We start from the raw sequence: 26,546 nt of genomic DNA, 5'->3' as shown, positions 1-26,546 counted from the left end.
CCTCCTATTTGATTATTTCAAAAGATTAATTTTCGAATAATTCGATTGTTTTAGAATTTTCAGTCAAAGTGATGATTGCTTTACGGCGTTTTTTCGTATAGCCTTTGTATTTACCCATACGTTTTAATTTGCCGCGAACATTCATGATGTTTACGTTTTTAACATCTACGCCGAACAATGCTTCGACAGATTGTTTAACTAACGTTTTGTTAGCACGTACATCTACTTCAAAGGTATATTTCTTTTCATCCATCGCAAGCATAGAAGCTTCCGTAATGATTGGGCGTTTGATAACGTCTGTTGCTTCCATTATTTAAGAGCCTCCTCTACCTTAGAAAGAGCAGCTTGTGTTAAGATCAGTTTGTTGTTTGAAACAACATCCAATACGTTGATTCCTGTTTCGTTAACGACTGTTACACCAGGAAGGTTACGTGCTGATAATGCTGCAAAATCGTTGTCGTTTTCTACAACAACCAATACTTTCGTATCAACGTTAAGATTTTTCAACACATTTGCAAATTCTTTTGTTTTTGGTGCGTCGAAGTTCAATGTTTCAACTACGATCAAGTCTCCTTCAGCAACTTTCGTTGAAAGAACTGATTTGATAGCTAAGCGACGAACTTTCTTGTTTAATTTATAGCTGTAAGAACGAGGTGTTGGTCCAAAGACAACTCCACCGCCAACCCATTGTGGTGAACGGATTGAACCTTGGCGTGCACGGCCTGTTCCTTTTTGTTTCCATGGTTTACGACCACCACCGCTGACAGCGCTGCGGTTTTTTACTGCGTGAGTTCCTTGTCTTAATGAAGCGCGTTGCATGATGATTGCATCGTAAACAACGTTTTCGTTAGGCTCGATCCCAAAGATTTCTTCATTCAAAGTTACTTCACCGTTTTGTGTTCCATCTTGTTTAAATAAGGCTACGTTTGGCATTATTCTCGTTCCTCCTCTCTTTTTTTGTTATTTTTTAACAGCTTTGCGAGCTGCTTTGATTTCGATTAATGATTTTTTAGAACCAGGTACGTTGCCTTTGATCAGGATAACGTTTTTCTCAACGTCAACCATAACGATTTCAAGGTTTTGGATAGTAACGCGATCGTTACCCATACGTCCTGCTAATTTTTTACCTTTGAATACGCGGGATGGGAATGAAGCAGCACCCATTGAACCAGGACGACGGTGGTAACGTGATCCGTGGGCCATTGGTCCGCGGCTTTGTCCGTGACGTTTGATTACGCCTTGGAAACCATGTCCTTTAGTGGTACCAGTGACATCAACAATGTCGCCTGCTTCAAAGATATCAACTTTGATTTCTTTTCCTACTTCGTATTCTCCCAGCTCAACATTGTTAAATTCACGAATGAAGCGCTTAGGAGCAGTTTTTGCTTTTGCTGCATGACCCTTAGCAGGTTTGTTTGACAATACTTCACGCATTTCTTGGTAGCCTAGTTGTACCGCTTCGTAGCCGTCTGTTTCGTTAGTTTTAACCTGTAAAACAACGTTTGGAGTAGCTTCGATAACTGTAACTGGTACTAACTCACCGTTTGCAGTAAAGAATTGAGTCATTCCTACTTTTTTGCCTAAGATTCCTTTGGTCATGGTAACACCTCCGTTTGTTTTTTATATGATAGGTTTGATTATAATTTGATTTCGATGTCTACGCCGCTTGGTAAGTCAAGCTTCATCAAAGCGTCAACAGTTTTTGTTGTTGGGTTGATGATGTCGATTAGACGTTTGTGTGTAAGCATTTCGAACTGCTCACGAGAATCTTTGTACTTGTGAGTAGCACGGATCACTGTGTATAGTTGTCTTTCAGTCGGCAATGGAATCGGACCAGAAACGGTAGCTCCCGTTCTTTTTGCTGTTTCCACGATTTTATCCGCTGATTGATCAAGAGCACGGTGTTCATATGCTTTTAAACGAATACGTATTTTTTGTTTTGCCATGTTGTTCCCTCCTTCGTCAGATGTAATTCATAAGACTAGCTCCACGAAAATTCCCCGGCACACCCGCCGTGACAAAGCGACCGGGTGTGTCGCAACCTCTCGTCTCTTAGCTGCGGTTCCCGCTTGAACGGTCACCAATACATTATTCATAACCATGAATGCCGTACCAATATATTATACATAATCACATCAGTTAAAGCAAGTCTTTTCTGAAAATAATCTGTAATTTCCGTTGCTGCCTAAATGACCAGTATTGCCGGCGCACTATGAAGCATTTTGTCCCTTCACTATTATACTGATCCGCAAGAAGATTGCAAGCCTACTGGAAAAGTTTCTTCCTTATGATCGTCATTTTGCTTTTCGGCTCTCCGCTCTGCCATTATCGCTTTCCCTATATTATAGAAGAAACAGTATTTCCGAACTGCATTTGCTGGTTTTTTCTTTTTGAGAAACGAATGGTTTTTGCTGATATATTGCCCAAATTCCAGCGTTTTTTGTCGTTGACCTATTCCATGTGAGCTATCTTCACGCGATTTACATGATTAAATCAATTTTATGACGTCCCCGCAGCACTTATTGCGCGCGCATTAGCCTTTTTTTGCTGCCAGGGCATCACGAGCAGCCTTCAGCCGCAATAACGCCTTGATCATGTCATATTTCATGACGCAAGTCGTCATCATTTTGATGCTTTTATATTTTTTAGGGTGTAAAGTAAAGGACATCACAAAGTAGTCATACAAAATAATTTATCAGCAGAAGGAGAATCTACATGGAGAACATTAATTATGCAGACACAACTTTCGTCTTCCTAGCAACGATCTTAGTCATGATGATGACACCCGCTTTATCCCTATTCTACGGAGGGATGGTCCGGAAGAAAAATGTCCTCAGCACGACGATGCACAGTTACGCTGCCATCGCAGTCGTTTCCATCCAATGGCTATTATTCGGCTATTCTTTTGTATTCGGAGGCGACTCGAAATTCTTCGGCGATTTGTCCTTCACCTTGCTCAACGGTGTCGGCTTCGCTCCGATCGATTATGCGCCGACCATCCCGCATCAGCTCTTCATGATGTTCCAGATGGCTTTCGCCATCATCACTCCAGCCTTGATTTCAGGAAGCATCGCGGAACGCATGAAGTTCCCTGCCTTCCTTGCTTTCATCCTTTTATGGACGACTTTCGTCTATGATCCGATTGCCCATTGGATCTGGGGCAATGGCGGTTGGATCCGCGAACTGGGCGCACTCGACTTCGCTGGCGGGAGCGTCATCCATATCAGTTCAGGGATTTCGGCTCTGGTAGCAGCGATTTATCTTGGCAAAAGGAAAAACCACGATTCCGTCAAGCCGCATAATATCCCGATGACGATGATTGGCGCCGGCCTTCTTTTGTTCGGCTGGTTCGGTTTCAATGCCGGAAGTGCTTTGGCAATCAACGATATTGCGCTGGATGCCTTCATCACTACAAACACCGCCGCTGCCACTGCCGGTATCAGCTGGATGATCTGTGAATGGATAATCCATAAGAAACCGACTGCACTTGGATTCGTCAGCGGTATCGTTGCAGGTCTGGTTTCCATTACGCCTGGTGCCGGATTCGTCAGCCCGATTTCGGCTTTGGCCATCGGTTTCATCGGCGGAATCGTCTGCTTCTATGGCGTATCCGTCCTGAAGAAGAAGTTTAACTATGATGATGCACTTGATGCATTCGGTTGCCACGGCATCGGAGGTATCTGGGGCGGAATCGCAACAGGTATCTTCGCATCAAGCAGCATCAACCCTGCCATTGAAGGCGGTTTGGTTGACGGCAGCGCCTCTCTTTTGATAGCTGAAGTCATCAGCATTTTGGCTGTACTTGCATATGCCGGCATTGTGTCCTATCTCTTGTTGAAGTTAATCAGTCAATTTATGCCCTTGCGCGTCTCCGAGGAAGAGGAAGAAATCGGTTTGGATTATGCAGTCCATGGGGAAACAGCATACGGCAGTCTTGCAGTAGCTTTGAGTGATGCCAATTATTCAAATACTGATCCATCCGTTGTTCCGGGCGAATTAAGAACGGCCTTCCAAAAATTCCAAGAGCGCACTTTCGCGAATAACGGTCCGGAACTGGCCTTCGCGAATGCATCATTTGATGACCTGAACAAATCAGTGGTTGTGGAATACCAAGCATCCGGCGCAACAACAGGCGGTTTCGATGCTCAAAACAAAATCACCAAAATTGAAATCATCACGAATGAAAGTAAATTTGAAGGTCTGAAAAAAGCATTGAACAACATCGGCATCACAGGCATGACCGTTTTCGACGTATTCGGCTACGGCATGCAAAAGGGTCATACTACTTATTACCGCGGCGTCGAGACCGAAGCCGATCTGCTGCCGAAGATCCGCATCGAAGTTGTCGTCAGCACCGTGCCCGTCCAAGAGGTAGTCGATGCTGCCAGAAAAGCATTGTATACAGGCAATATTGGTGACGGAAAAATCTTCATCTATAATGTAGAGAACGTCATCCGCGTCAGCACCGGTGATGAAGGTAAGAAAGCTTTGGAATATCCAAACGAATAAGCAAGACAAAGAGAAGATCATCGGGTTCAGCCCCCGATGATCTTCTCTTTGTCTTGTATCCTAAATTTTAATGGTTTTTGAATTCGTGCAGCATGGGACTCTGTATTGTTGCACAATCTCATCCGTCTCCATACAGCCTCGCATGAAATTTCTGTCCGTCAGTGCTAGTGTTTGCGTGGGACTTCCTTAAGATTTCCTCTTACGGTGGACACCCTTGTCACTCACTAACAGGTCCCACTGCCACGCCTGTAGCGGACTTTCACCAGTTAGCAATTTACGGCTTACTGGAACGCCACGCAAAAAAATCCCAAGAGCAGAAGCTCTCGGGATTTTTTAATCGCATTAAATTTTATTTTGAAATAAAATTATTTAGAGATTGAAGCTACAACGCCAGCGCCTACAGTACGGCCGCCTTCACGAATAGAGAACTTAGTTCCTTCTTCGATAGCGATTGGGTGGATCAGTTCAACTTCCATAGTAACGTTATCGCCAGGCATTACCATTTCAACGCCTTCTGGTAAGTTACATACACCTGTTACGTCAGTTGTACGGAAGTAGAATTGTGGACGGTAGTTTGTGAAGAATGGAGTGTGACGTCCGCCTTCTTCTTTTGAAAGTACATAAACTTCAGCTGAGAAAGTTGTATGTGGAGTGATTGAACCTGGTTTAGCCAATACTTGACCACGTTGGATTTGCTCACGTGTAACACCACGTAACAAAGCTCCTACGTTATCGCCAGCTTCAGCGTAATCCAATAATTTACGGAACATTTCAACACCGGTAACAACTGTTTTCTTAGTTTCTTCAGCAATACCGACGATTTCAACTTCGTCACCAACGCGAACTTGTCCACGCTCAACACGGCCTGTAGCAACAGTACCACGTCCAGTGATTGAGAATACGTCCTCGATAGGCATCATGAATGGTTTGTCAGTGTCACGAGTTGGAGTTGGGATGTACTCGTCAACAGCAGCCATCAATTCCAAGATTTTTTCTTCGTAAGACTCGTCGCCTTCCAAAGCTCTCAAAGCTGAACCAGAGATTACAGGAACATCGTCGCCAGGGAAATCGTATTCTGTTAACAGGTCACGAACTTCCATTTCAACTAATTCTAATAATTCTTCGTCGTCAACCATGTCGACTTTGTTCAAGAATACTACGATGTAAGGAACACCAACTTGACGAGACAACAAGATGTGCTCGCGAGTTTGTGGCATTGGACCATCAGCAGCAGAAACTACTAAGATAGCTCCGTCCATTTGTGCAGCACCAGTGATCATGTTTTTAACATAGTCCGCGTGGCCTGGGCAGTCTACGTGAGCGTAGTGGCGAGTTTCAGTTGAGTATTCAACGTGAGAAGTGTTGATCGTGATACCACGTTCTCTTTCTTCTGGAGCGTTGTCGATTGCAGCGTAGTTAGCTGCCTCTGCGAAACCTTTTTTAGCCAAAACTGTTGTGATAGCTGCTGTTAATGTTGTTTTACCATGGTCAACGTGTCCGATTGTACCAACGTTAACATGGGGTTTTGAACGGTCGAATTTTACTTTTGCCATTTTAAATCATTTCCTCCTCATATTGAGTGCTTATAATTTGTCTAGACTCTGATCGTCTATCGTATAAAGTATACCGATTTGTGCTCGAAAAAGCAATATACAAGCTAAGCAACAGCGAGATTACTCTTCGCTATTTTTTCCGCTCTTCTTGATGATCTCTTCTTGAACAGCTTTAGGAACAGCTTCGTAATGATCGAATGTCATTGAGAACGTTCCGCGGCCTTGTGTAGAAGAACGTAAAGTTGTAGCATATCCAAACATTTCTGATAATGGAATGCTGCTCTTAACGATTTGTGCGTTTCCGCGTGCTTCAGTACCTTCGATACGTCCACGACGAGAACTTACGTGTCCCATTACATCTCCCAAATAATCATCAGGAACTGTAATTTCTACAGCCATCATTGGTTCAAGGATTGCAGGGTCAGCTTTTTTAGCTGCGTTACGCAAAGCAAGTGAAGCAGCAACTTTAAATGCTGTTTCAGATGAATCGACATCATGGTAAGAACCATCATACAATTTAGCTTTAACGTCAACTAAAGGATAACCAGCCAACACACCGTTTTCCATTGCGTCTTTCAAACCAGCTTCAACTGCAGGGATGTATTCACGAGGAACAACCCCACCGACGATAGCATTTTCGAACTCAAAGCCTTTTCCTTCTTCATTAGGAGTAAATTCAACCCAGACGTGACCAAATTGACCTTTACCACCTGATTGACGAACGAATTTACCTTCAGATTGAACTGATTGACGGAATGTTTCACGGTAAGATACTTGAGGAGCACCTACTGTAGCTTCAACTTTGAACTCACGTTTCATACGGTCAACGATGATGTCCAAGTGCAACTCACCCATACCAGCGATGATCGTTTGACCAGTCTCTGGGTTAGTGGAAGCACGGAAAGTAGGATCTTCTTCAGAAAGTTTCTGTAATGCGATACCCATTTTATCTTGGTCAGCTTTTGATTTAGGCTCAATAGCAACTTCGATAACTGGTTCCGGGAATACCATGGATTCAAGGATTACTTGTTTCTTTTCATCACACAAAGTATCTCCTGTAGTCGTATCTTTCAAACCAACTGCAGCAGCGATATCTCCAGCAAATACTTCTGGGATTTCGTTACGGTGGTTAGCATGCATCTGTAGGATACGGCCTACACGTTCGCGTTTGCCTTTAGTGGCATTCTGAACGTAAGAACCACTTTGTAGAGTACCAGCGTATACGCGGAAGAATGTCAGACGGCCCACAAACGGGTCAGTCATAACTTTAAATGCTAAAGCTGCAAATGGCGCTTCGTCGCTTGCAGGGACAGCGATTGGTTCTTCAGTGTCTACGTCAGTACCTGTGATGGCAGCAACATCCAATGGTGATGGAAGGTAATCAATAACTGCATCAAGCAATAATTGAACACCTTTATTTTTGAAAGCAGAACCACAAAGCATCGGGAAAAATTCTACATTACATGTAGCAGTACGAATACCTTGTTTCAATTCTTCTTTCGTAATTTCTTCACCATCAAGATATTTTTCCATCAAGGCTTCATCAGTTTCAGCAACAGCTTCAACTAATTTAGTGTGCCATTCTTCAGCTGCTTCAAGATATTCCGCTGGGATATCTTCTTCATGGTATTCAGTACCTTCATCGTTGTCATAGATTTCAGCCTTCATTTCGACTAAATCGATGATACCTTTGAATGTATCTTCAGAACCAATCGGCAATTGAATCGGATGCGCATTAGCATTCAGACGGTCGTGTAGAGTGCCTAAAGAGTATAGGAAATCTGCACCCATTTTGTCCATTTTGTTAGCGAATATGATACGAGGAACACCATAAGTTGTAGCTTGACGCCAAACTGTTTCAGTTTGAGGTTCTACACCTGATTGTGCATCAAGTAAAGCGACAGCGCCATCCAATACACGCAGGGAACGTTCAACTTCGATAGTGAAGTCCACGTGTCCAGGAGTATCGATGATGTTTACGCGATACCCTTTCCATTGTGCAGTAGTAGCAGCTGAAGTGATGGTAATACCACGTTCTTGTTCTTGTTCCATCCAGTCCATTTGTGAAGCACCCTCGTGGGTTTCACCGATCTTATGGATTTTACCGGTATAGTACAAAATACGTTCAGTTGCCGTTGTTTTACCAGCGTCAATATGAGCCATGATACCGATATTTCTCGTATTATGTAGAGAAAATTCTCTTTGTGCCATCTTCTTCAAACACCTCTCTCTTTTAAAAGTAATTGCAAGTCCATTTTATTGGAAAAATGGTGACTTACGCAACCATAAAGCAAATTTCTTGCAAGAAAAAATTCTTGCAAGAAAATTTTACCAACGGTAGTGAGCGAAAGCTTTGTTAGCTTCTGCCATTTTATGTGTATCTTCACGTTTCTTAACTGAAGCACCAGAGTTGTTAGCAGCGTCCATAATTTCTTTAGCTAGACGCTCTTCCATAGTGTCTTCACCGCGTAGACGAGAGTAGTTTACCAACCAACGTAATCCTAAAGCCATACGACGATCTGGACGTACTTCGATAGGAACTTGGTAGTTAGAACCCCCTACACGACGTGCTTTTACTTCTAAAACAGGCATGATGTTTTTCATAGCTTGTTCGAAAACTTCCAACGGGTCGTTTCCTGTAGATTCTTTAATCATTTCAAATGCGTTATATAAGATGGTAGCAGCTTTACCACGTTTTCCATCAACCATGATACGGTTGATCAAACGAGTCACCAATTTAGAATTGTAAATCGGATCTGGCATTACTTCACGTTTTGTAACTGGACCTTTACGAGGCATTCAAATTCCTCCTTCCTTAACTTTTCTTTTTTCGTTTATTGTTTCATTATTTTTTCTTAGGTCTCTTAGCTCCGTATTTAGAACGGCTTTGCAGACGGTTGTTTACGCCGGCTGTATCAAGAGCTCCACGAACGATATGGTAACGTACCCCTGGCAAGTCTTTTACACGTCCGCCACGGATTAGCACCACGCTGTGTTCTTGTAGGTTATGTCCGATACCAGGAATGTAAGCTGTAACTTCCAACAAGTTGGACAGACGTACACGAGCGTACTTACGTAACGCTGAGTTAGGTTTCTTCGGAGTCATTGTACCCACACGAGTACAAACACCACGTTTTTGAGGTGAGTTTGTATTTGTTTGAGATTTCTTGAAGCTATTGTAACCTTTTCCTAAAGCAGGAGATTTTGATTTTTCAATAGCAGATTGGCGAGGTTTACGCACTAGTTGATTGATTGTAGGCATTGATTTTCCTCCTTCCTCGATGGGATAGCTAGGTCCACACATCCAGGTGGTTCCTTTTTAGTTAAAAAAATAAATAAATCGAATATTTCGACCTACTATTCTTTCTGTGACTATCATACACCAGTCAGCACGACTGAAAGATATGTTCAGGGATCTGTGTATAAAATCACCTTTTGAATCATACCATGTATATTTCTGACCGTCAACAGTTTGTCTTGTTTTATTTGCAATATTTTTCGTTTTTTTCAGTTTTCTCATTCGATTCCGGGTGCACCCGGAATCGAATGAAAAATCCGACAATCGGAGCGCGCTGCTCTCCAAAAATACAAGAAGGGCTGCCGCGATTCGCAGCAGCCCCTTACTTTACTGTTAGATTTCCAAGTTTCTCATTGTCGGGAACAGCAGGACGTCCCTGATTGATTGACTGTCCGTCAACATCATCACGAATCTGTCGATGCCGATGCCCAATCCGCCTGTCGGAGGCATACCGTATTCCAAAGCCTCGATGAAGTCTTCGTCAACGCCATGCGCTTCGTCATTGCCTTGCTCTTTTTCCATCGCTTGCGCTTCGAAACGTTCTCTTTGATCGATCGGATCCGTTAGCTCAGTAAAGGCGTTTCCGTATTCCTTGCCCATGATGAAGATTTCAAAACGGTCCGTAAAGCGCGGATCTTCTTCATTTTTACGTGCCAATGGCGAAATCGCCAACGGATGACCATAGATGAAGGTAGGCTGAACCAATGTATCTTCCACAAACGCTTCGAAAAATTCATTGATGATGTGCCCTACCGTCATATTCTTCGTGAACGGCACATTGTGTTTTTCCGCCAAAGCTTGCGCCTCTGCATCCGTCATCGGTTCCCAGAAATCAACACCCGTAACTGACTTCACTGCGTCAACCATGTGGATGCGCGGGTATGGTCCAGCCAAGTTGATTTCGGTTCCGTCATAGACCACTGTTGAGGACCCTTTGACTTTTGTCGTAACCGTCTCAAAGATGCCTTCAACAACTTCCATTACATCGTGGAAATCGGTATAAGCTGTGTACATCTCAAGCATCGTGAATTCAGGGTTGTGGGTCGTGTCGATTCCTTCGTTACGGAATACGCGACCGATTTCATAAACCTTTTCCATGCCGCCGATCACAAGGCGTTTCAAGTGTAACTCCAACGCGATGCGCATGTACAATTCCATGTCCAATGCATTGTGGTGCGTGATGAAAGGTCTTGCGGTAGCTCCGCCTGCCATGTTATGCAATGTCGGTGTTTCGACTTCCAAATAGCCCAGTCCGTTCAGGTAGGTTCTGATTTCGCTGATGATCTGGCTGCGTTGCACGAACTTATTGAAACTCTCTTTGTTGCTGATCAAGTCAAGATAGCGTTGACGGTATTTCTGTTCAACGTTCGTCAAGCCATGATATTTGTCAGGCAACGGACGCAATGCTTTCGTCAAATGCACAAGCTGCGTCGGTTTGATGGTGACTTCACCGGCATCGGTTTTCATGATCGGGCCTGTTACGCCAATGATGTCTCCGAGATCGGCTTGCTTAAAGATTGCATAATTCTCTTCCCCAACAGCGTCTTTGCGCACGTAAATTTGGATTTGGCCTTTGCTGTCCTGCAAATGAGCAAAGCCAACCTTCCCTTTTCCGCGCTTTGTCATGATTCTGCCGGCTACTGAAACGATGGTCTCTTCTTTTGCTTCGATTTCCTCTTTCGTAAAAGCATCGAAATCTTGATGGATAGTTGCGGATAAATGTGTTCTTACAAAACCATTTTGAAAGGGTTCAATGCCTTCTTCGCGTAAAGTCTGCATTTTTTCACGGCGAATCAGCAACTGGTCATTCATTTCTTCTGAATGTTTTTCTTGACTCAATGAGGTCACTCCGTTCTTAAATCTTCTTGATTCATAATCTTCTTAATATTGCCAATAAAAGAGTGAAAAATCAAGCCGTCTTAGCTATTTATTTCGATTTTCTCGAATGAACGCGCTTCTTTTGAAGCTTCGCGTTCCTCTATTTCGAAAATGAAGCGATCCAACAAGTCGACAACTTCTTGTTGTCTGGATGCAGACGTGACAGCAGCTTTCGTTTTTGAAGCGCGCGGAATGCCTTTCAGGTAATAAGCCGCGATGCTGCGGAACTCTTTGACAGCGACCGTTTCGCCCTTAAGATCGGTCAATCGGTCCAAGTGCAGTTTTGCGATTTCCAACTTCTCGCGCGGGGTCGATTGCGGCAACATTTCACCGGTTTCCAGATAGTGGACTGTCTGTTTGATCATCCAAGGGTTGCTCAAGGCAGCCCGGCCAATCATGACACCGTCCACGCCGGTTTCTTCCAGCATCCGCTTCGCATCTTCAGGCGTCTTCACGTCCCCGTTACCCAATAAGGGGATACGCGTCAAAGCCTGCTTGACGTCCTTGAAGATGTTCCAGTCGGCTTTGCCCTCATACATCTGTACACGCGTACGCCCGTGCATCGCAACGGCGGCTGCTCCAGCGCGTTCTGCAGCCAAGGCATTCTCCACTGCAAAAAGATGATCGGAATCCCAGCCGGTCCGCATTTTCACGGTAACCGGCTTATCAACAGCATCCACTACAGCAGAAACCATTTCATAAACTTTGCCCGGATCCAACAACCACTTGGCTCCTGCTTCCGCCTTGATGACTTTGCTGACGGGGCAGCCCATGTTGATGTCGATGATGGCTGCTTCCGTGTTTTCAGCCACGTATTTTGCCGCTTCGACCAGCGTATCCTTGTTGCCGCCCATGATTTGGACGCTCAGCGGATATTCATTCGGCTCGATGTGCAGCATCCGCAATGTCTTCTCGTTGCGGAACTGGATGCCCTTATCGCTGATCATCTCGCAGACGACCAAGCCTGCGCCCATCTCTTTGACGGTGACGCGGAAGGCAGCGTTGCTGATTCCGGCCATAGGTGCGACTGCGACTGGATTATTGATTTCAATATTGCCGATTTTATACATTTTTTACTTCCTTTATTATTTATTTATGGTGATCCCATCCTTTTTTCGGATGCTCGAAAAACTCTTGGACCATTCTATCATCTTACAATCCGTAAGAAAAGAAAAATATCTTACCGTTTGCGTTTGGCGCTTCACCAATAAGGAAAAAGGACAAGCCATCCGATCAGCCTGTCCTTCTTATCCATTTATTATTGTACGCTGAACAGCGGCGTGGATAGGTAGCGTTCTCCGTTATCCGGCGCCACAGTCACGACGGATTTGCCTTTGCCTAAACGGATGGCCACTTCGATCGCACCGGCGATGGCAGCTCCGCCTGAAATGCCCACCAGAACGCCTTCTTCCCGCGCAACACGGCGAGCCATTTCGAAGGCTTGTTCATTGGAGACTTGGACGATACCGTTGTAAAGCGCTGTGTCCAAAACGGATGGGATAAAGCCCGCGCCGATACCCTGGATTTTGTGCGGGCCTTTCGGTTTTCCGCTCAATACAGCCGAATCGGTCGGCTCCAGTGCATATATTTCCACATTGGGATTGACTTTGCGCAAAGCCTTGCCGACGCCCGTCACTGTTCCGCCCGTTCCGACTCCGGCAATAAAAGCGTCAGGCGTCTTGCCTTCAAAAGCCTCGATGATTTCGGGACCGGTGATTGCTTCGTGCACAGCAGGATTGGCAGGGTTATCGAATTGCATCGGCATGAAGTGATCCGGTTGCGCAGCGATTTCCCTTGCCTTCGCAATCGAGCCATTCATCCCCTCAGCGCCTGGTGTCAAAACCAGCTCTGCGCCATAAGCTGCCAACAATAAGCGTCTTTCCATACTCATCGTATCCGGCATCACAAAAATCGCTTTGTAGCCTTTTGCCGCAGCCAGCATTGCCAAGCCTACGCCTGTATTCCCGCTGGTCGGTTCCACGATTGTATACCCGGGTTTCAGAAGGCCTTCTTCTTCCGCCACTTCGATCATATTCAGAGCGATGCGGTCCTTCACGCTTCCGCCCGCGTTGAACGATTCCAGCTTGACATACACATCAGCCACACTCTCGGGTACCACTTTATTCAGTTTGATTATCGGAGTTTCCCCGATCAAACTAGCAATTGAAGAGACTATTTTTACCATGTCGATTCCTCCAGCTCAGATAGATTTTACTGATCAGTTCCGTCAAACGGATAGATTAATTTTATTGTAGGTTACGTGAAACCGCATTACAAGCGAAACGCCGGCGACATCAGATGTTGGCAGCGCGCTTTTCATCAATGGCCGTCACCAGTTCCTGCAGATCGGCTTCCGAATAGTGGTACTTTTCGCCACAGAAATGGCAGACAACCTCAGCGCCATGATCCTCTTCAATCATTTCGTGCAACTCAGTCTTGCCAATCGAACTCAACCCTTCGGCGAAACGTTCTCTTGAACAGTCGCAATGAAAACGCACAGGCATTTTCTCCAGCACTTCCACATTTTCTTCGCCCAATATGCGCGCCAAAATCTGTTCAGGCGTTTCGCCATTTTCCATCAATCTGGAAACCAACGGAATGGCTGCGATATTCTGTTCCACTTTCGTGATGGCTTCATCACTGGCGTCAGGCATCACCTGGATCATGAAGCCACCAGCCGCTTTGATCGAATCATCGGTGTCCACAAGCACGCTCAAACCGATAGCTGAAGGTATCTGCTCAGAATTTGCCATATAGTAAGTGAAGTCCTCGCCCAATTCACCGCTGACCAGAGAAACTTGCCCGGTGAACGGTTCTTTCATCCCTAAATCTTTGATGACGGTCAAAGTGCCTTCCGTCCCCACAACTGCACGAACGTCAAGTTTGCCATGGTCGTTCAAGGCAAGGTTGACATTCGGGTTTGAAATGTAGGCCTTGATGTCGCCTTTGCCGTTCGCATCAGCGAGTATGCGGCCTCCCAGGCCATCCCCATTCACAATGACGGTCATTTTTTCTTCATTCTTCAACCCGGCGGCAGCCAGCAATAAGGTCCCTACCATCGTGCGGCCTAAAGCTGCAGATGAGGCGCTCCATGTATCATGCCTTCTTTGAGCCTCCGCAACCGCTTCGGTTGCGTCAATCGCATAGGCACGGAATTGTCCTTCGTAGGCTAATGCCTTAAGTAAATAGTCAGTCATATATAATCCTCCATCGCATTCTTAAATTGTTTCTCTATCATTCTACTATAGGTCGGGACGAAAGCAACCACACTTTGCTCACTTGCTTTTGCGCAGCCGGCCGGTGATGACAAAAAGTCTGGGATTGTCGTCCCAGACTTTTTGCAAAATTCTATTTTTTTATTTTTCTTCAGTATCTTTTGCTTCTTTTTCTGCATCATTTTCCGCTTTTTCATCAGCAGTAGGTAATGAAACGTCAGATGAAGCTTCGGCTTCGTCATTAACAAGCATCTGATCTTCTTGACGGATTTTTTCAGCCTCTTTCTTTTCAAGAGCCCGTTTGGCTTCTTCAAAAGACTGTGCTTTTTCGCTTGGATATTCTTCTGTATTTGAGTCCGAAGGCATTTGGCCGGTTTCGAACAGGCTGCGGATTGTTTTCTCATCCAATGTTTCCAGTTCCAACAATTTCTCAGCGATCAAATTCAGTTGTTCACGGTGTTCTTCGATGATTTGACGCGCTCTGATATGCGCTTCACTCATCATACGACGGACTTCCGAGTCAATTTGGTAAGCAATATCTTCAGAGTAAGCTTTGGTTTGGCCGTAGTCACGTCCGACAAATACTTGATGATTTCCTTCATACTGCACAGTGCCCAATTTTTCGCTCATGCCGTACTCGGTAACCATGCTTCTGATCAAGCCGGTAGCTTGTTCGAAGTCGTTGCTGGCGCCCGTAGTTTGGACGTTGAAGACAACTTCCTCCGCCACACGTCCACCAAGCAAGCCGACAACTTGTTCCAACAACTCATCCTTCGTCATAAGGAATCGATCCTCTTTCGGAAGCATGATTGCATACCCTCCAGCGCGACCGCGTGGAACGATCGTAACTTTGTGGACAATGCGCGCATCGCTCAGGACCATACCGACAATTGTGTGGCCGGCTTCATGGTAAGCGACCATTTCGCGTTCGCGCTTGCTGATGACACGATCTCTCTTGGCAGGGCCGGCGATGACACGGTCATGCGCTTCATCCACATCAAGGGCATCGATTTTTGTTTTGTTCCGTCTGGCAGCGACCAGGGCAGCTTCGTTCAACAAGTTTTCCAAGTCTGCTCCAGAGAAACCTGGTGTCTGTTGCGCTACGACTTTAAGATCGACGTTGCTTGCCAACGGTTTATTGCGGGAATGTACTTTCAGTATCGCTTCGCGGCCTTTTACATCCGGTCTGCCGACCAAAATTTGGCGGTCAAAACGGCCTGGACGAAGCAATGCCGGATCGAGTACGTCGGAACGGTTGGTAGCGGCAATTACGATGATGCCTTCATTGCCGGAGAAACCGTCCATCTCAACCAATAATTGGTTCAGTGTCTGTTCGCGTTCATCATGTCCGCCACCCATACCGGCGCCACGTTGACGTCCAACTGCATCGATTTCATCGATGAAGATGATTGCAGGGGCAGCTTTTTTGGCTTGATCGAACAAATCACGCACACGGCTGGCACCGACACCGACGAACATTTCTACGAATTCCGAACCGGAAATCGAGAAGAAAGGCACACCGGCCTCACCAGCGACAGCTTTGGCCAATAAGGTCTTACCTGTACCTGGAGGTCCTTCAAGCAAAACGCCAGCCGGAATCCTTGCTCCAAGTGCAGTGAAACGACGTGGGTCCTTCAGGAATTCCACCACTTCGACAAGCTCTTGTTTTTCTTCCTCTGCACCAGCAACGTCAGAAAAACGTACTTTGATCGGTTTTTTGGTGGCATCTTCAGACTTCGTTTTGCCGAAGTTCATGACATTGCGGTTACCGCCTTGTCCGCCTCCAGCTTGCCCCATCATCATGTACATGAAGAAGATGAAGATGACGATCGGCAATACGCTGAACAGGATGCTTATCCATGCGCCGGACTGGTCTTCTTCCAACGGCACCATCTGTGTATCCGTCGTTTCAGCGATATCCGTGATCTGTTTCAGAGTTTCGTCATTCGGTAAAACTCTGGTTGTGAAATTCTTCGTTGTTGTACTGGTCGTATCATCAAACAACAGCAGATCGCTGGATGAATCAGCCACTTCCAGTTCTTGTTCGGTGCGGTATTCACCGCTGATTTCATAAACGCCTGCACCCGGTTGGATCGTAAAATTATCCACCTCTTCCGAGTTCAAGGCATCCATAAATTCGCTTGATGAAATTTCTTGGCTCGTCTCTGTCTCCATGCCGCCTGTAATCATCGAAACCACTGCAATGATCGCAAGGAAGATCAGCACATAAAAGCCGCTGCTTTTAAGAAAATTATTTTTTTTCATTAGAACCTCCTCGTCAGATATCGTTCTTCGCAGACTTTATCTTACGTCTCATCTTTTTTGTTTGCTCAATATACTGGTATCTCACTAATCATATCATATCTGACCAATTTTAACGAATGATTTTACTCATAAACTTCGGTTTTTAAAATCCCGATATAAGGGAGATTTCGGTACTTTTCGTTGAAGTCCAATCCGTATCCGACAACGAACTCGTTCGGAACGTTGATACCAATGTAATCCGCTTCCAAATCCACGACGCGGCGTTCTTTTTTGTCCATCAATGTGACCACTTTTATGGATTTGGCTTTACGGTATTTGAATATTTCGATCAAGTAGCTTAACGTCCGTCCGGTGTCGATGATGTCCTCCACGATCAACAGGTCGCGTCCGTCCACGGTCGTATCCAAATCTTTCAGGATCTTCACATCGCCGCTTGATTCCATTCCGGCTCCGTAGCTGGAAACATCCATGAAATCCAGTTCCAGATCGCAGTTCATCGCACGCGACAAGTCGGTCATGAACATGACGGCACCTTTCAGTACGCCGATCACTAATGGATTTTTCCCTTCATATTCTTTCGTCAATTGCGCGCCCAAGTCTTTGACTACTGCGCTGATTTCTTCTTCACTGTATAATACTTCCTTGATATCAGGATGCAACATTTCTTTCACCTCAAAAATTTATTTTATGTAAATCAATCTGTAACGCGTTTGTTCCTTGTCATTCTCGGACAACCAGACGGACTGGGCATAGCCCGGCACCCATAAAATACGTCCCTCGCCATCAGTGACGATACAGGCTTTTCGTCTTTCTTCATCCGGAATTTTTTTATCCACAAAAAGCCGGCTCACTTTTTTTGTAAATGGCTGATCTTTGTTCAAAACGATCTTGTCGCCCGAACGCCGGGAACGCACCGTAAAAGGCATTAGTGCCGATTCGTCCTTGATTCCAACGCTTTGGGCATCCAGCGGCAGTTCTTTTGAAAACGCATTATCGCTATGAAATAATCCTATTCTACCATGAGATGGCAAGGTTACCCATTTATTTAGCTCCAATTCTTCAGAAAAATCAGAAAAATCGGCCTTGGCCGAATCAGGGGATAAGAAAATAAGTTTATCATACCTTTTTCTGGCCTGCCACCCTCCCACCAAAGATATTTGCTTTTGGGGGGAGGGGTTTTCGGTAAGATCCATCACAGCCGTCAGTTGGCTCCTGCGGAAGTCATGACCTGCCGGTATCATCTGCTCCGTCACAAAATGACTGAGCACGAGTCGTTGCAAGGAAACATCACAGGCTTGCCATGCGACCAGATCCAATACCCAGTCCGGGTCAACCTTGGTGAACAGCGATCGGAACGACTGTGCTACTATCGGTTGAACGACTTCCATTGCATCCTGCAGATCTTCCGAAAAATCACCAAAATGCCTGGATGCTTGCTTATTTTCCGCCTTCAGCAGCGGAATGATGCTGTTCCGGTATCTGTTCCGCGTGAACGTCAGCTCTGAATTGGTGCTGTCTTCCCGATAAGGGATTCTAGCCATTTCGCAAATCCGATAGAGCTCGTCCTTTTGGAACGCCAGCAATGGTCGAACGAGTTGTCCACGACCAAAAGCGCGTGAAAAAGCGATTCCGGAGATACCCTTCAGCGTGCTCCCCCTCACCAAACGCATCAGAATCGTCTCCAGCTGATCATCCGCATGATGTGCGGTCGCTAGATGGGTCGCTGGCCATTTCTCCATCATATCGGCAAAGAAGGCATAGCGAAATTCCCTTGCTGCCATTTCCAGGTTTGACTTCGGGTGGTTTTCTTCTGACCAGTGTTCGGCAAAAAAAGCTATCCCTTGGCTCCAGCAGTAGTCCTGGATCATCCGGAGTTCCTCATCTGACTCTTCCCTGAGATGATGGTGGACATGCACCACAGCGAACTGCGGTTGCCATTCCGGCGGCAGCTGTTGGATAAGCCCCAGCAACGCCATGGAATCCGCGCCGCCGGAAACCGCCAAAAGCAAGCGGCTTTCTTTTTCCCATAGCCGGTGGCGTTCCACCTCTTTGCATAGACGCAGAATATATTCTTGCATAACATCCCTGCTCTCTTTCTTCGTAAAGCAAAAAAGAGGGTGTGACAATCGGTTTCCCTTTTGCCCATCCTCTAGAAATTACTGTTTTCTATCCACGTCTGCCGCCACGGCCGCCGCGTTTGCCTTCCGTATTGCGCTTGATGGAAGTCAAACGATCTTCGCTGTCCTTCAAGAAGCTGCTCATCAACGAGTCGAAGTCATTTTTAAGACCTTTATCCTGATGTGCTGAGAAATCTTTTCTGCCTTTAGAAAAAGAGCCTTCCGGACGAGGAGTTGTACTTTTTTGATAAGGTCTGCTTTCTCGTTGAGGTCTGGAAACTTCCCCTGCTGGCTTGTCCACAGCTTTACGGATGGATAAGCCGATCTTCCCATCATCTGCAATGGACATTACCTTAACGGTCACTTCATCGCCAACCTTCAAAACGTCCTTTATTTCCTTTACGAAAGTATCAGAAATTTCACTAATATGAACTAGTCCTGTCTTACCGCCACCTAAATCAATGAATGCACCAAAATTTGTAATCCCTGTAACTTTTCCTGATACTTTGTTCCCAACTTCTATTGACATAAAAAAAAAGTTCCTCCTTCATTTTTGCTCAACTAATTATACCACGGATTATGCAGAAAAAAATAGAATCTTTATTCATCGCCGTATTCATGAATCCGAATCTGCTGCGTTCTCTTGTTTTTCGGCCATTTTTGTCTGATTATCTTCAGGCAGGCTGAAGATGATTTCGCCATCTTTGCTTAAATAATATTTACCTCGCGCCAATTTGGCGATGTATTCATCATCCTGCAACAATTTGACTTCATAGGTCAATTGCGTGTTTTCGTCCTCAGCTTGCTTTTTCTCCGTTTTGGCCACTGCGATGGCAGCGTCCAACTTACGGATTTCCAGCCAGTTTCCGACTGTTTTCCACAGGCAAGGCACAATCAGGGCAACGCCGACGACAAAAATCAGGGATAATCTTCTCATATGGGCTTTCTTTTCCCTCTGAAATATACGTTTCTGACTGTGCTGCGCCTTAGTAAAATCATTTTGCATCACGGTTACGTTGTCAGCTGTCTTTTTTTCCGTCTTTTCCTTCACCCTGATCGCCTCCTTGAAAACTTCCACAATCCCGTTATCTCTGAATAGTTTTGCTCATGTAAAAGTATAGAAGAAACGGCACGGATTGTCCATGGCCTTTCGCAGCATCAGAAGCGATTTTCTTCCGTTCTGGGTGCAACCGTTTCGCTGATGAGGGTATACATTTCCTGAGCCTCATCCTTTTTGGTCGTTTCCACAATTTTATCGACGCGCACGACGACGGTTTTGTTCCCGAACTGCAGCGTCATTTCATCTCCGGCTTTGACAGTCGAACTCGATTTTGCTTGCTTTCCGTTGATCAGGATGCGCCCTTTGTCCGCCACTTCTTTGGCGACCGATCTGCGTTTGATCAAGCGGGATACTTTCAAAAATTTATCTAGTCTCATCGGAATTCCCCTTTTCTTTTGCTTTTATCGCTTGCCACATCTTATCGATTTCTTCGATCGTATCGGCTTTCACTCCGTCAAAAACATGCGGATGGCGTCTGCGCAATTTCCTGTTCAATGTTTCCAGGACATCCTCCATCGTGAAGAAGCCTTCCCGTTCGCCAAAGGAGGCGTGATAGAGAACCTGGAGCAGAATATCACCCAACTCTTCGATCAGGTTGTCGGTATCATCGTTCTGGATTGCTTCGGCCACTTCTTCGCATTCTTCCTTCAGATAAGGCAACAGGCTTTCGTGCGTCTGTGATTGCACCCAAACATCTTTATCTACGATGGCATCCATGTAGGCTTGGGTCAGTTCAAAGCTTTTGGTGCGTTCATCCAGCTGCAATGGCGGAACGTACAAGGAAAGCAAGTTATGCACACCCTCAAGCCGGTCCATCTCATACAAAGGGCACCAGGTCACTTTCTGCAGCTTGGTTCCTGCCGCATCGACCAAGGCCACCTGATGTTCATCCGGATATTTCTCCATCAGCTTCAATTTCACATCGCTGGCCACAAATTCATTGAAAACCTGCATGATGATCAGGTGACTGCCCAAACTCAGCTGGTCCTGGTGGAAGGACAAGCCATCCAACAATTGGAAGCCTTCGATCGGATCGATGGCTACCGCCTGAAAGAAATCATCGATGAAACTCTTCCCCCCGACGATTTCCACTTCGATTCCCGCTTGGTTCTGCAGCAAATGCTTGACGGAATCCTCCGCAACCAACGGGTGTCCCGGCACTGCATAAATCAGATCCTGTGTCTTTGCCTTTTCCAATAAATAGTCTGCGATCTGACGGTATACGTCATCAAAATTATCCTTCGATTCATACACTGCATCAAAGCTTTCGAACTGCACACCTGCAGCCTTCAGATTTTCAACGACCGGATGCTCCTTGGTCCGCAGATGGACGAATTCGGCTGCCAGCAATCGACTGTATACGCCGTACGGCAATTGTTCCAAGTCGCCGGCTCCTAGGCCCATTATTTGAATTTTACCCATACATTTCTCCTTCTGTAACGCTTTTCTATTTTATGTCGTTCGTTTTGTCCGGCAATTTGCGCAGCAGTTTTTTCCCGAACGGAATACTTACCCACTCCCGTAATGTAAAGAGTTTCACTTTTAGAATATACCATAAGAATACGGCCACACCAGCACAAACTGTCACAGAGGCTATAACGGAATCCGTCAGCCGGTCTCCATCCGTAAAAATATACCTTTCCAAGCCGATCCGGAGCGACCCCACCGTGACATACAGGACAGCGCAGCCGGCCACAAGTTTCATGAGGAAGCGATCCGTGAACCAGACATCCCGCAGAGCGCGCTCGCTGTTGAGCAAAAGCACCCACAGCATCGCAGCCAAACCGGCTATCAAAGCTAAGCTTGCCCCCATCGTCCCAAACGGTTCCACCAACAGCAGATTGCCGAAGAATTTGACCGCAAGACCCGCTGCCAGGGCAACCAAGGAAATCTTGTACTGGCCCAGGCTTTGCAGGATGGAATGATAGGCGGTCATGATCGAAGCCGCAAAAATGGCCAAAATATATACGGACAGAACCGCGATGCCTTCCCGGTCTCCGAAGAGCATGTTGTCGACATTCGGCAAAATAGCCAGCAACCCCGTCACCGCGGCTGCTGAAAAGACACTTGTCATCCGCAGCAACGACACGGCGGATCGGGTGAATTCGCTTTGGCGATCTTGTGCATGCGCTTGGCTCATCATCGGAATGAAGCTGGCCGAAAACCCGGTCCCCACCACCATGCCCAACTGCACAAGCGGTTGGCCACGGTCATAGATCCCCTTGACGTTTTTTGCCAACTCGCTGGCTGTACCGCCATCCAGCAGGCCATTGTAGAGCGTGAACGAATCGATGAGCTGGAACAGGACCAAGATAGCGCTCAAAAGGCAAATCGTCGCCCCTTCAGTCGCATAGCGGCGGATCAGGCGTCCCCATTGTGCGGCGGGACTTTCCTGTTTTGGGTGTCCCCCATCAAGTAAGGGCGCATCATGCTTCCGCCTTTCTTTGAAATAGGCCGCCAACAGGATCAGGCTGCCCAAGACTGCACCAACAGTCGCTCCGCTCATGGCCTGAGCGCCCATCGCATAGAGGTCTCCTTTTGTTTTCGTGTACAGATAAGCCGCAAAAAGGATCGCACCGACACGCACGAGTTGCTCCGATACTTGCGAAACCGCGGTCGGTTCCATGCGGTAGTTGCCTTGGAAATATCCCCGCAAGGTTGCCAGTATCGGCATCCACAGAAACATCCAGGATACCGACTGCAAAATCGGTTTCAAGTCCGGGTCCCCCATCAGCAGTGCCAGTTGACCGGAAAAACCATAGATGCCCATGAACAGGATGAAGCCGAAGATCCCAAGTATGACCAGGCTGCGCTTCAACAGCATTCTGCGGGTCCCGTTATCCGGCGTTTCCGCAATCATCTTGGAAAGAAATACCGGAAAGCCTGATAAAGCGAACGTCATACCGATGCCATAGATTGGATAAACTTGCTGATAGACGTAAAAGCCCGTGTTCCCCACCATATTCTGGAATGGCACACGATACACCGCGCTGAGTATCTTGCTGATGAAAGCAGCCAAAGACAGCAACAGTGCACCCTTCATCATCTGCTTCAAGCGATTATTTTCCATCTGTTTCTCCCACTGTTTCGTCTGTTTCGGCTACGCAGGCTTTGACGAATGCATTGAGATGGTTCAGCCATTGCCGGTTCGGTAATTTCCCGATGACCAGGCTGACCACCAATTTGGCATTATTCAGATTGATCTGCGCCTTCAACGGCATTTTGCTGAGGGCTTCGAACACTGCCGGCCCCTGCAAGCGGACAGTCGCTTCCTGTGAAAAAGTGATGACGACCGTCTCGCCTTGGCGTTTGATTGTTTCAATCTGGCTCTTCTCGGCGTAATTTTTGATCAGACCGACCTCCAGCAAATCGGAAACCTCTTGCGGATAATCACCGAAGCGGTCGATCAGATCCGCATCGATTTCATCATGATCAGCCACGCTGTCGATACGTTGGATCCGCTTGTAGAAGTCGATTTTCTGGCGCTCATCCTCTATATAATCAGCAGGTATGTAAGCGTCTATGCTCAAGTCGATTTCGACAATGGAACGCTTCGTTTTCGCTTTCAGGCCTCGCTTGGCCGCAACTGCCTCTCCCAGCATCTCGGAGTAGAGATCGAATCCGACCGAGTCGATGAAGCCATGTTGTTGCGCACCCAAAAGGTTCCCTGCGCCTCGGATCGACAAGTCACGCATGGCAATTTTGAATCCCGCGCCCAGTTCAGTGAATTCCTTGATGGACTGCAGCCTTTTCTCGCTGACTTCAGTCAGCATTTTATTCGGCTGATACATCAAATAGGCATAGGCAATCCGATTCGTCCTGCCGACACGCCCGCGCAGTTGGTACAGCTGTGACAAGCCCATCCGATCGGCATTTTCGATGAAGAGCGTGTTGACGTTCGGGATGTCCACACCCGTTTCAATGATGGTTGTGGTCACCAGAACATCGTAGCGGCCTTCGATAAAATCCATGATGACATTCTCGAGCTGGACCTCCGTCATCTGGCCATGCGCCACTGCGACGCGGACATCCGGCACGAGTTCGCGTATCTCTTCGGCTTTCTTCTCGATTGTTTCCACCCGATTGTAGAGGTAGAAGGCTTGACCTCCGCGGGCCATTTCCCTTTCGATTGCATCCCGGACGGCTCCGTTATTCTGTTCCATGACATATGTCTGAACCGGATAGCGGTTTGCCGGCGGCGTTTCGATGACAGAGAGATCTCTGACCCCCAGCATCGACATATGCAAGGTACGCGGAATCGGGGTTGCCGTCAACGTCAAGACATCCACAGAAGCTTTCAATTGTTTTAAGCGCTCTTTGTGCTTCACACCGAAACGTTGCTCTTCGTCGACCACCAATAATCCCAAATCAGCGAAAACGACGTCCTTCGATAAGATCCGGTGCGTGCCGATGACGATATCGACCGTGCCTTTCCGGATGCCGGCCAATGTTTCCTCTTGCTGTTTCTTCGTGCGGAAGCGGCTCAACAAACCGATTTCAAACGGGTACTCTTCAAACCGTTGCGTCAACGATTCATAGTGCTGTTGCGCCAAGATGGTAGTAGGGACAAGGAAGGCGGCTTGCTTTCCTTCCTGCACCGCCTTGAAGATGGCACGCATCGCAACTTCCGTTTTTCCGTAACCGACATCACCGACCAGCAAACGATCCATCGGTTTGACGCTCTCCATGTCCGCCTTGATTTCAGCGGCACTGCGCAGTTGGTCATCGGTTTCGGTGTAAGGGAAGGCGTTTTCGAATTCGAGTTGCTCCGGCGTATCCGGTTGATAGGCGTATCCTTTTTCTGATTCCCGATTGGCGTACAGTTCGATCAGTTCATCAGCAATATCTTCGATTTTTGAGGCGACTTTCTTTTTCGTTTTCGCCCATTCCGTTCCGCCCAATTTGTGCATTTTAGGCGTTTTGGCATCGGAGGACACATATTTTTGAATCAAATGGATCTGCGTCACAGGAATGAATAATTTGGCGCCTTCCTGGTAAGCAATCGACATGTAGTCTTGGTGGACGCCTCCGACTTCGATGGTTTCCATGCCAGTGTAGAGACCTATCCCGTGATTTACGTGAACGACATAATCACCAGGATTCAGTTCTGTGTAACTCTTCAATCTCTCAGCATTCGTCATTTTCTGGCGACGCGGCTGCTTCTTCGTAACTTTGTTGAAAAGCTCCTTTTCGGTGACGAACACCACTTTTTCCTGCGGCAGTTCAAATCCGTTCGCCATTCCGCCGACCAGGATATTCACCTTGTTCTCAATAATGGGGGCGTTCCCTTTGATGTAACTATGGATGCCGAAATCCGCGAATATCCGCTGCACCTTTTCAGCACGTTCGACAGACGGGACCATGACGAAAACCGTCATATGCTGCTTGAGCCAGCGCTCCATTTCCAATTTGACTTGCGGCATCTGACTGAAGAAGTTGTTCAGTGTGCGGTATTGGAAAGGATAGACTCCGTGGAACCGCATATTTCCGAAGCCTCTGTGGAACAGTGCGTAATAGATGCGATGCTGTTTCGATTTTTTGATCACTTCGCGGATATCAGCGCTGAAATCCTGCGAAGGCAGACACACGCCTTCCGACACCTTGGCCATTTTCCATTCCGATGATTCACTTTCGATTGTCCTTTCCACCTCAAGTATCCGGCTATAGTCGTCCACGATCAGCAGCGCGTCTTCAGCGATATAGTCCAAAACCGTAGGCTGTTCCGGATAGACCAAACTTGTGTAGAGTTGCGGGTCCCTGGACAGTTCACCGCGCTTCATATTATCTGTCAGCTCGGAGAATACACGTGCCATGCTTTCTTTGACCTCTTGATTCTTGATGCCTTTGATGGCCTTTTCAGCCTTTTTTTCCACCGCGCCCGCCTGCTTCGCAATTTCCTCTTTCGTGAAGATCGTGTCATGCGCCGGTAAAATCCGGACAGTTTCGATAGAGTCGACGGACTTTTGGGTGTAGGCGTCGAAATAGCGCAATGTATCGATTTCGGTATCGAACAGTTCCATTCGCAAGGGGTTCTCCTCGTTCAGGGCATAAATGTCGATGATCCCTCCGCGAATGCTGAACTCGCCTGGGCTGGCAACCATCCGTTCACGGGAATAGCCCATTGCGACCAATTTCTCAGGCAGGCTGTCCAGATCCAACTCCATGCCAATGGAAAAATCAAGGCAATGCGTTTCCCAGATCGAAGCTGGAGAGAGGATTTTTTTGAATCCGGCGGCCGGAATCACGATGATCCCTTTTTTGCCGCTCTTCAGAAAATCCAAGGTTTCAACCCGTTGGCTGCGGTATTCGGGTGATGAAAAGGCCAGTTCCGCTGCGACTGATTCCTCCACTGGGAAGATATGCAGTGGAACATCCGGCGCCAGTTGGCTGATGTCTTCATACACTTGGGTCGCTTGGAGCAAATTCGGGGTCAAGACGATGATTGGCTTCTGCAATTCTTCGAACAGGATATTCGTCAGCAGATTGCGGCCTGACCCGGAGAGCCCTGCCACCAACTGCGGCAGCTCTGCTTTTATTTCAGACAACAATGTCTGTATATTTTTCGTGCTCTTCAAATATTTTTCTATATCTTTCATGAATATTCTCCTCGTTCATCGTATGTTCTGCAGAAAAAAGGTTATCGCTTTCATC

General features: G+C 46.7%; 22 protein-coding genes. 1 reads left to right on the top strand and 21 read right to left on the bottom strand.

The window, feature by feature from the left end; translation table 11 throughout:
• Positions 1-25: 25 nt before the first annotated feature.
• From rplW to rpsJ, 4 genes are read right to left on the bottom strand one after another with little or no spacing between them, the layout of a single operon-like run.
• Positions 26-310 (bottom strand): 50S ribosomal protein L23, encoded by a 285-nt coding sequence (rplW, locus tag BM184_RS01230; RefSeq protein WP_086942210.1) that lies wholly within the window; start codon positions 308-310, stop codon positions 26-28.
• Entirely contained in the window at positions 310-933 is a 624-nt protein-coding gene (rplD, locus tag BM184_RS01225; RefSeq protein ID WP_086942209.1) for a 50S ribosomal protein L4, read from the bottom strand. The genes rplW and rplD overlap by 1 nt, the downstream gene beginning before the upstream one ends.
• 27 nt (positions 934-960) lie before the next feature.
• Positions 961-1,599: a 50S ribosomal protein L3 gene (gene rplC / locus BM184_RS01220; RefSeq protein ID WP_086942208.1), complete on the bottom strand. Its 639-nt coding sequence runs from the start codon at positions 1,597-1,599 to the stop codon at positions 961-963.
• Positions 1,600-1,637: 38 nt separating this feature from the next.
• The gene (gene rpsJ, locus BM184_RS01215) at positions 1,638-1,946 is read right to left on the bottom strand and encodes a 30S ribosomal protein S10 (RefSeq protein WP_068623097.1); all 309 of its coding nucleotides are present in this window, start codon (positions 1,944-1,946) and stop codon (positions 1,638-1,640) included.
• Positions 1,947-2,715: 769 nt separating this feature from the next.
• On the opposite strand from rpsJ, the gene BM184_RS01210 reads away from it, so the two are divergent.
• Positions 2,716-4,509: an ammonium transporter gene (locus tag BM184_RS01210; protein WP_086942207.1), complete on the top strand. Its 1,794-nt coding sequence runs from the start codon at positions 2,716-2,718 to the stop codon at positions 4,507-4,509.
• A gap of 365 nt (positions 4,510-4,874) precedes the next feature.
• Here BM184_RS01210 and tuf read toward each other — a convergent pair whose 3' ends face one another.
• From tuf to mfd, 17 genes are all read right to left on the bottom strand, one after another.
• Positions 4,875-6,062, bottom strand: a complete 1,188-nt coding sequence (gene tuf, locus BM184_RS01205; protein WP_086942206.1) for an elongation factor Tu — start codon at positions 6,060-6,062, stop codon at positions 4,875-4,877.
• 120 nt (positions 6,063-6,182) lie between these two features.
• Positions 6,183-8,273, bottom strand: coding sequence for an elongation factor G (gene fusA, locus BM184_RS01200; protein ID WP_086942423.1), 2,091 nt, complete (start codon positions 8,271-8,273; stop codon positions 6,183-6,185).
• Between the two features lie 117 nt (positions 8,274-8,390).
• Positions 8,391-8,861, bottom strand: coding sequence for a 30S ribosomal protein S7 (gene rpsG / locus BM184_RS01195; protein WP_068559002.1), 471 nt, complete (start codon positions 8,859-8,861; stop codon positions 8,391-8,393).
• A gap of 46 nt (positions 8,862-8,907) precedes the next feature.
• Positions 8,908-9,324 (bottom strand): 30S ribosomal protein S12, encoded by a 417-nt coding sequence (gene rpsL, locus BM184_RS01190; RefSeq protein ID WP_068623373.1) that lies wholly within the window; start codon positions 9,322-9,324, stop codon positions 8,908-8,910.
• A gap of 369 nt (positions 9,325-9,693) precedes the next feature.
• Entirely contained in the window at positions 9,694-11,172 is a 1,479-nt protein-coding gene (lysS, locus tag BM184_RS01185; protein WP_086942422.1) for a lysine--tRNA ligase, read from the bottom strand.
• 107 nt (positions 11,173-11,279) lie between these two features.
• Complete coding sequence (gene dusB / locus BM184_RS01180) at positions 11,280-12,308, bottom strand: tRNA dihydrouridine synthase DusB (RefSeq protein ID WP_086942205.1); 1,029 nt, start codon at positions 12,306-12,308, stop codon at positions 11,280-11,282.
• Between the two features lie 188 nt (positions 12,309-12,496).
• Positions 12,497-13,423: a cysteine synthase A gene (cysK, locus tag BM184_RS01175; RefSeq protein ID WP_086942204.1), complete on the bottom strand. Its 927-nt coding sequence runs from the start codon at positions 13,421-13,423 to the stop codon at positions 12,497-12,499.
• A 109-nt stretch (positions 13,424-13,532) separates the two neighbouring features.
• Positions 13,533-14,435, bottom strand: coding sequence for an Hsp33 family molecular chaperone HslO (gene hslO, locus BM184_RS01170; protein WP_086942203.1), 903 nt, complete (start codon positions 14,433-14,435; stop codon positions 13,533-13,535).
• A 159-nt stretch (positions 14,436-14,594) separates the two neighbouring features.
• Positions 14,595-16,718: an ATP-dependent zinc metalloprotease FtsH gene (gene ftsH, locus BM184_RS01160; protein ID WP_086942201.1), complete on the bottom strand. Its 2,124-nt coding sequence runs from the start codon at positions 16,716-16,718 to the stop codon at positions 14,595-14,597.
• Positions 16,719-16,840: 122 nt separating this feature from the next.
• Positions 16,841-17,380: a hypoxanthine phosphoribosyltransferase gene (hpt, locus tag BM184_RS01155; protein ID WP_086942200.1), complete on the bottom strand. Its 540-nt coding sequence runs from the start codon at positions 17,378-17,380 to the stop codon at positions 16,841-16,843.
• Between the two features lie 18 nt (positions 17,381-17,398).
• Entirely contained in the window at positions 17,399-18,796 is a 1,398-nt protein-coding gene (tilS, locus tag BM184_RS01150; RefSeq protein WP_086942199.1) for a tRNA lysidine(34) synthetase TilS, read from the bottom strand.
• A gap of 88 nt (positions 18,797-18,884) precedes the next feature.
• Positions 18,885-19,364, bottom strand: a complete 480-nt coding sequence (locus tag BM184_RS01145) for a S1 domain-containing RNA-binding protein (protein WP_068559014.1) — start codon at positions 19,362-19,364, stop codon at positions 18,885-18,887.
• 87 nt (positions 19,365-19,451) lie between these two features.
• The gene (locus BM184_RS01140) at positions 19,452-19,886 is read right to left on the bottom strand and encodes an FtsB family cell division protein (protein WP_120488147.1); all 435 of its coding nucleotides are present in this window, start codon (positions 19,884-19,886) and stop codon (positions 19,452-19,454) included.
• A gap of 107 nt (positions 19,887-19,993) precedes the next feature.
• Positions 19,994-20,272 (bottom strand): RNA-binding S4 domain-containing protein, encoded by a 279-nt coding sequence (locus BM184_RS01135; protein WP_086942198.1) that lies wholly within the window; start codon positions 20,270-20,272, stop codon positions 19,994-19,996.
• On the bottom strand, positions 20,259-21,317 hold the full coding sequence (locus tag BM184_RS01130; protein WP_086942197.1) for a MazG nucleotide pyrophosphohydrolase domain-containing protein: 1,059 nt from the start codon (positions 21,315-21,317) through the stop codon (positions 20,259-20,261). Before BM184_RS01130 ends, BM184_RS01135 begins: the two co-directional genes overlap by 14 nt.
• A 25-nt stretch (positions 21,318-21,342) precedes the next feature.
• A complete protein-coding gene (locus tag BM184_RS01125; protein WP_086942196.1) occupies positions 21,343-22,965 on the bottom strand; it encodes a putative polysaccharide biosynthesis protein in 1,623 nt (540 codons plus the stop codon).
• Positions 22,955-26,491, bottom strand: coding sequence for a transcription-repair coupling factor (mfd, locus tag BM184_RS01120; RefSeq protein WP_086942195.1), 3,537 nt, complete (start codon positions 26,489-26,491; stop codon positions 22,955-22,957). The genes BM184_RS01125 and mfd overlap by 11 nt, the downstream gene beginning before the upstream one ends.
• Positions 26,492-26,546 lie beyond the last annotated feature (55 nt).

This window comes from Trichococcus pasteurii (genome assembly GCF_900112935.1).
Classification (GTDB): Bacteria; Bacillota; Bacilli; order Lactobacillales; family Aerococcaceae; genus Trichococcus; species Trichococcus pasteurii.
Note: the sequence above shows the minus strand (reverse complement) of the source record. Positions and strands in the feature narration are given on the sequence as shown.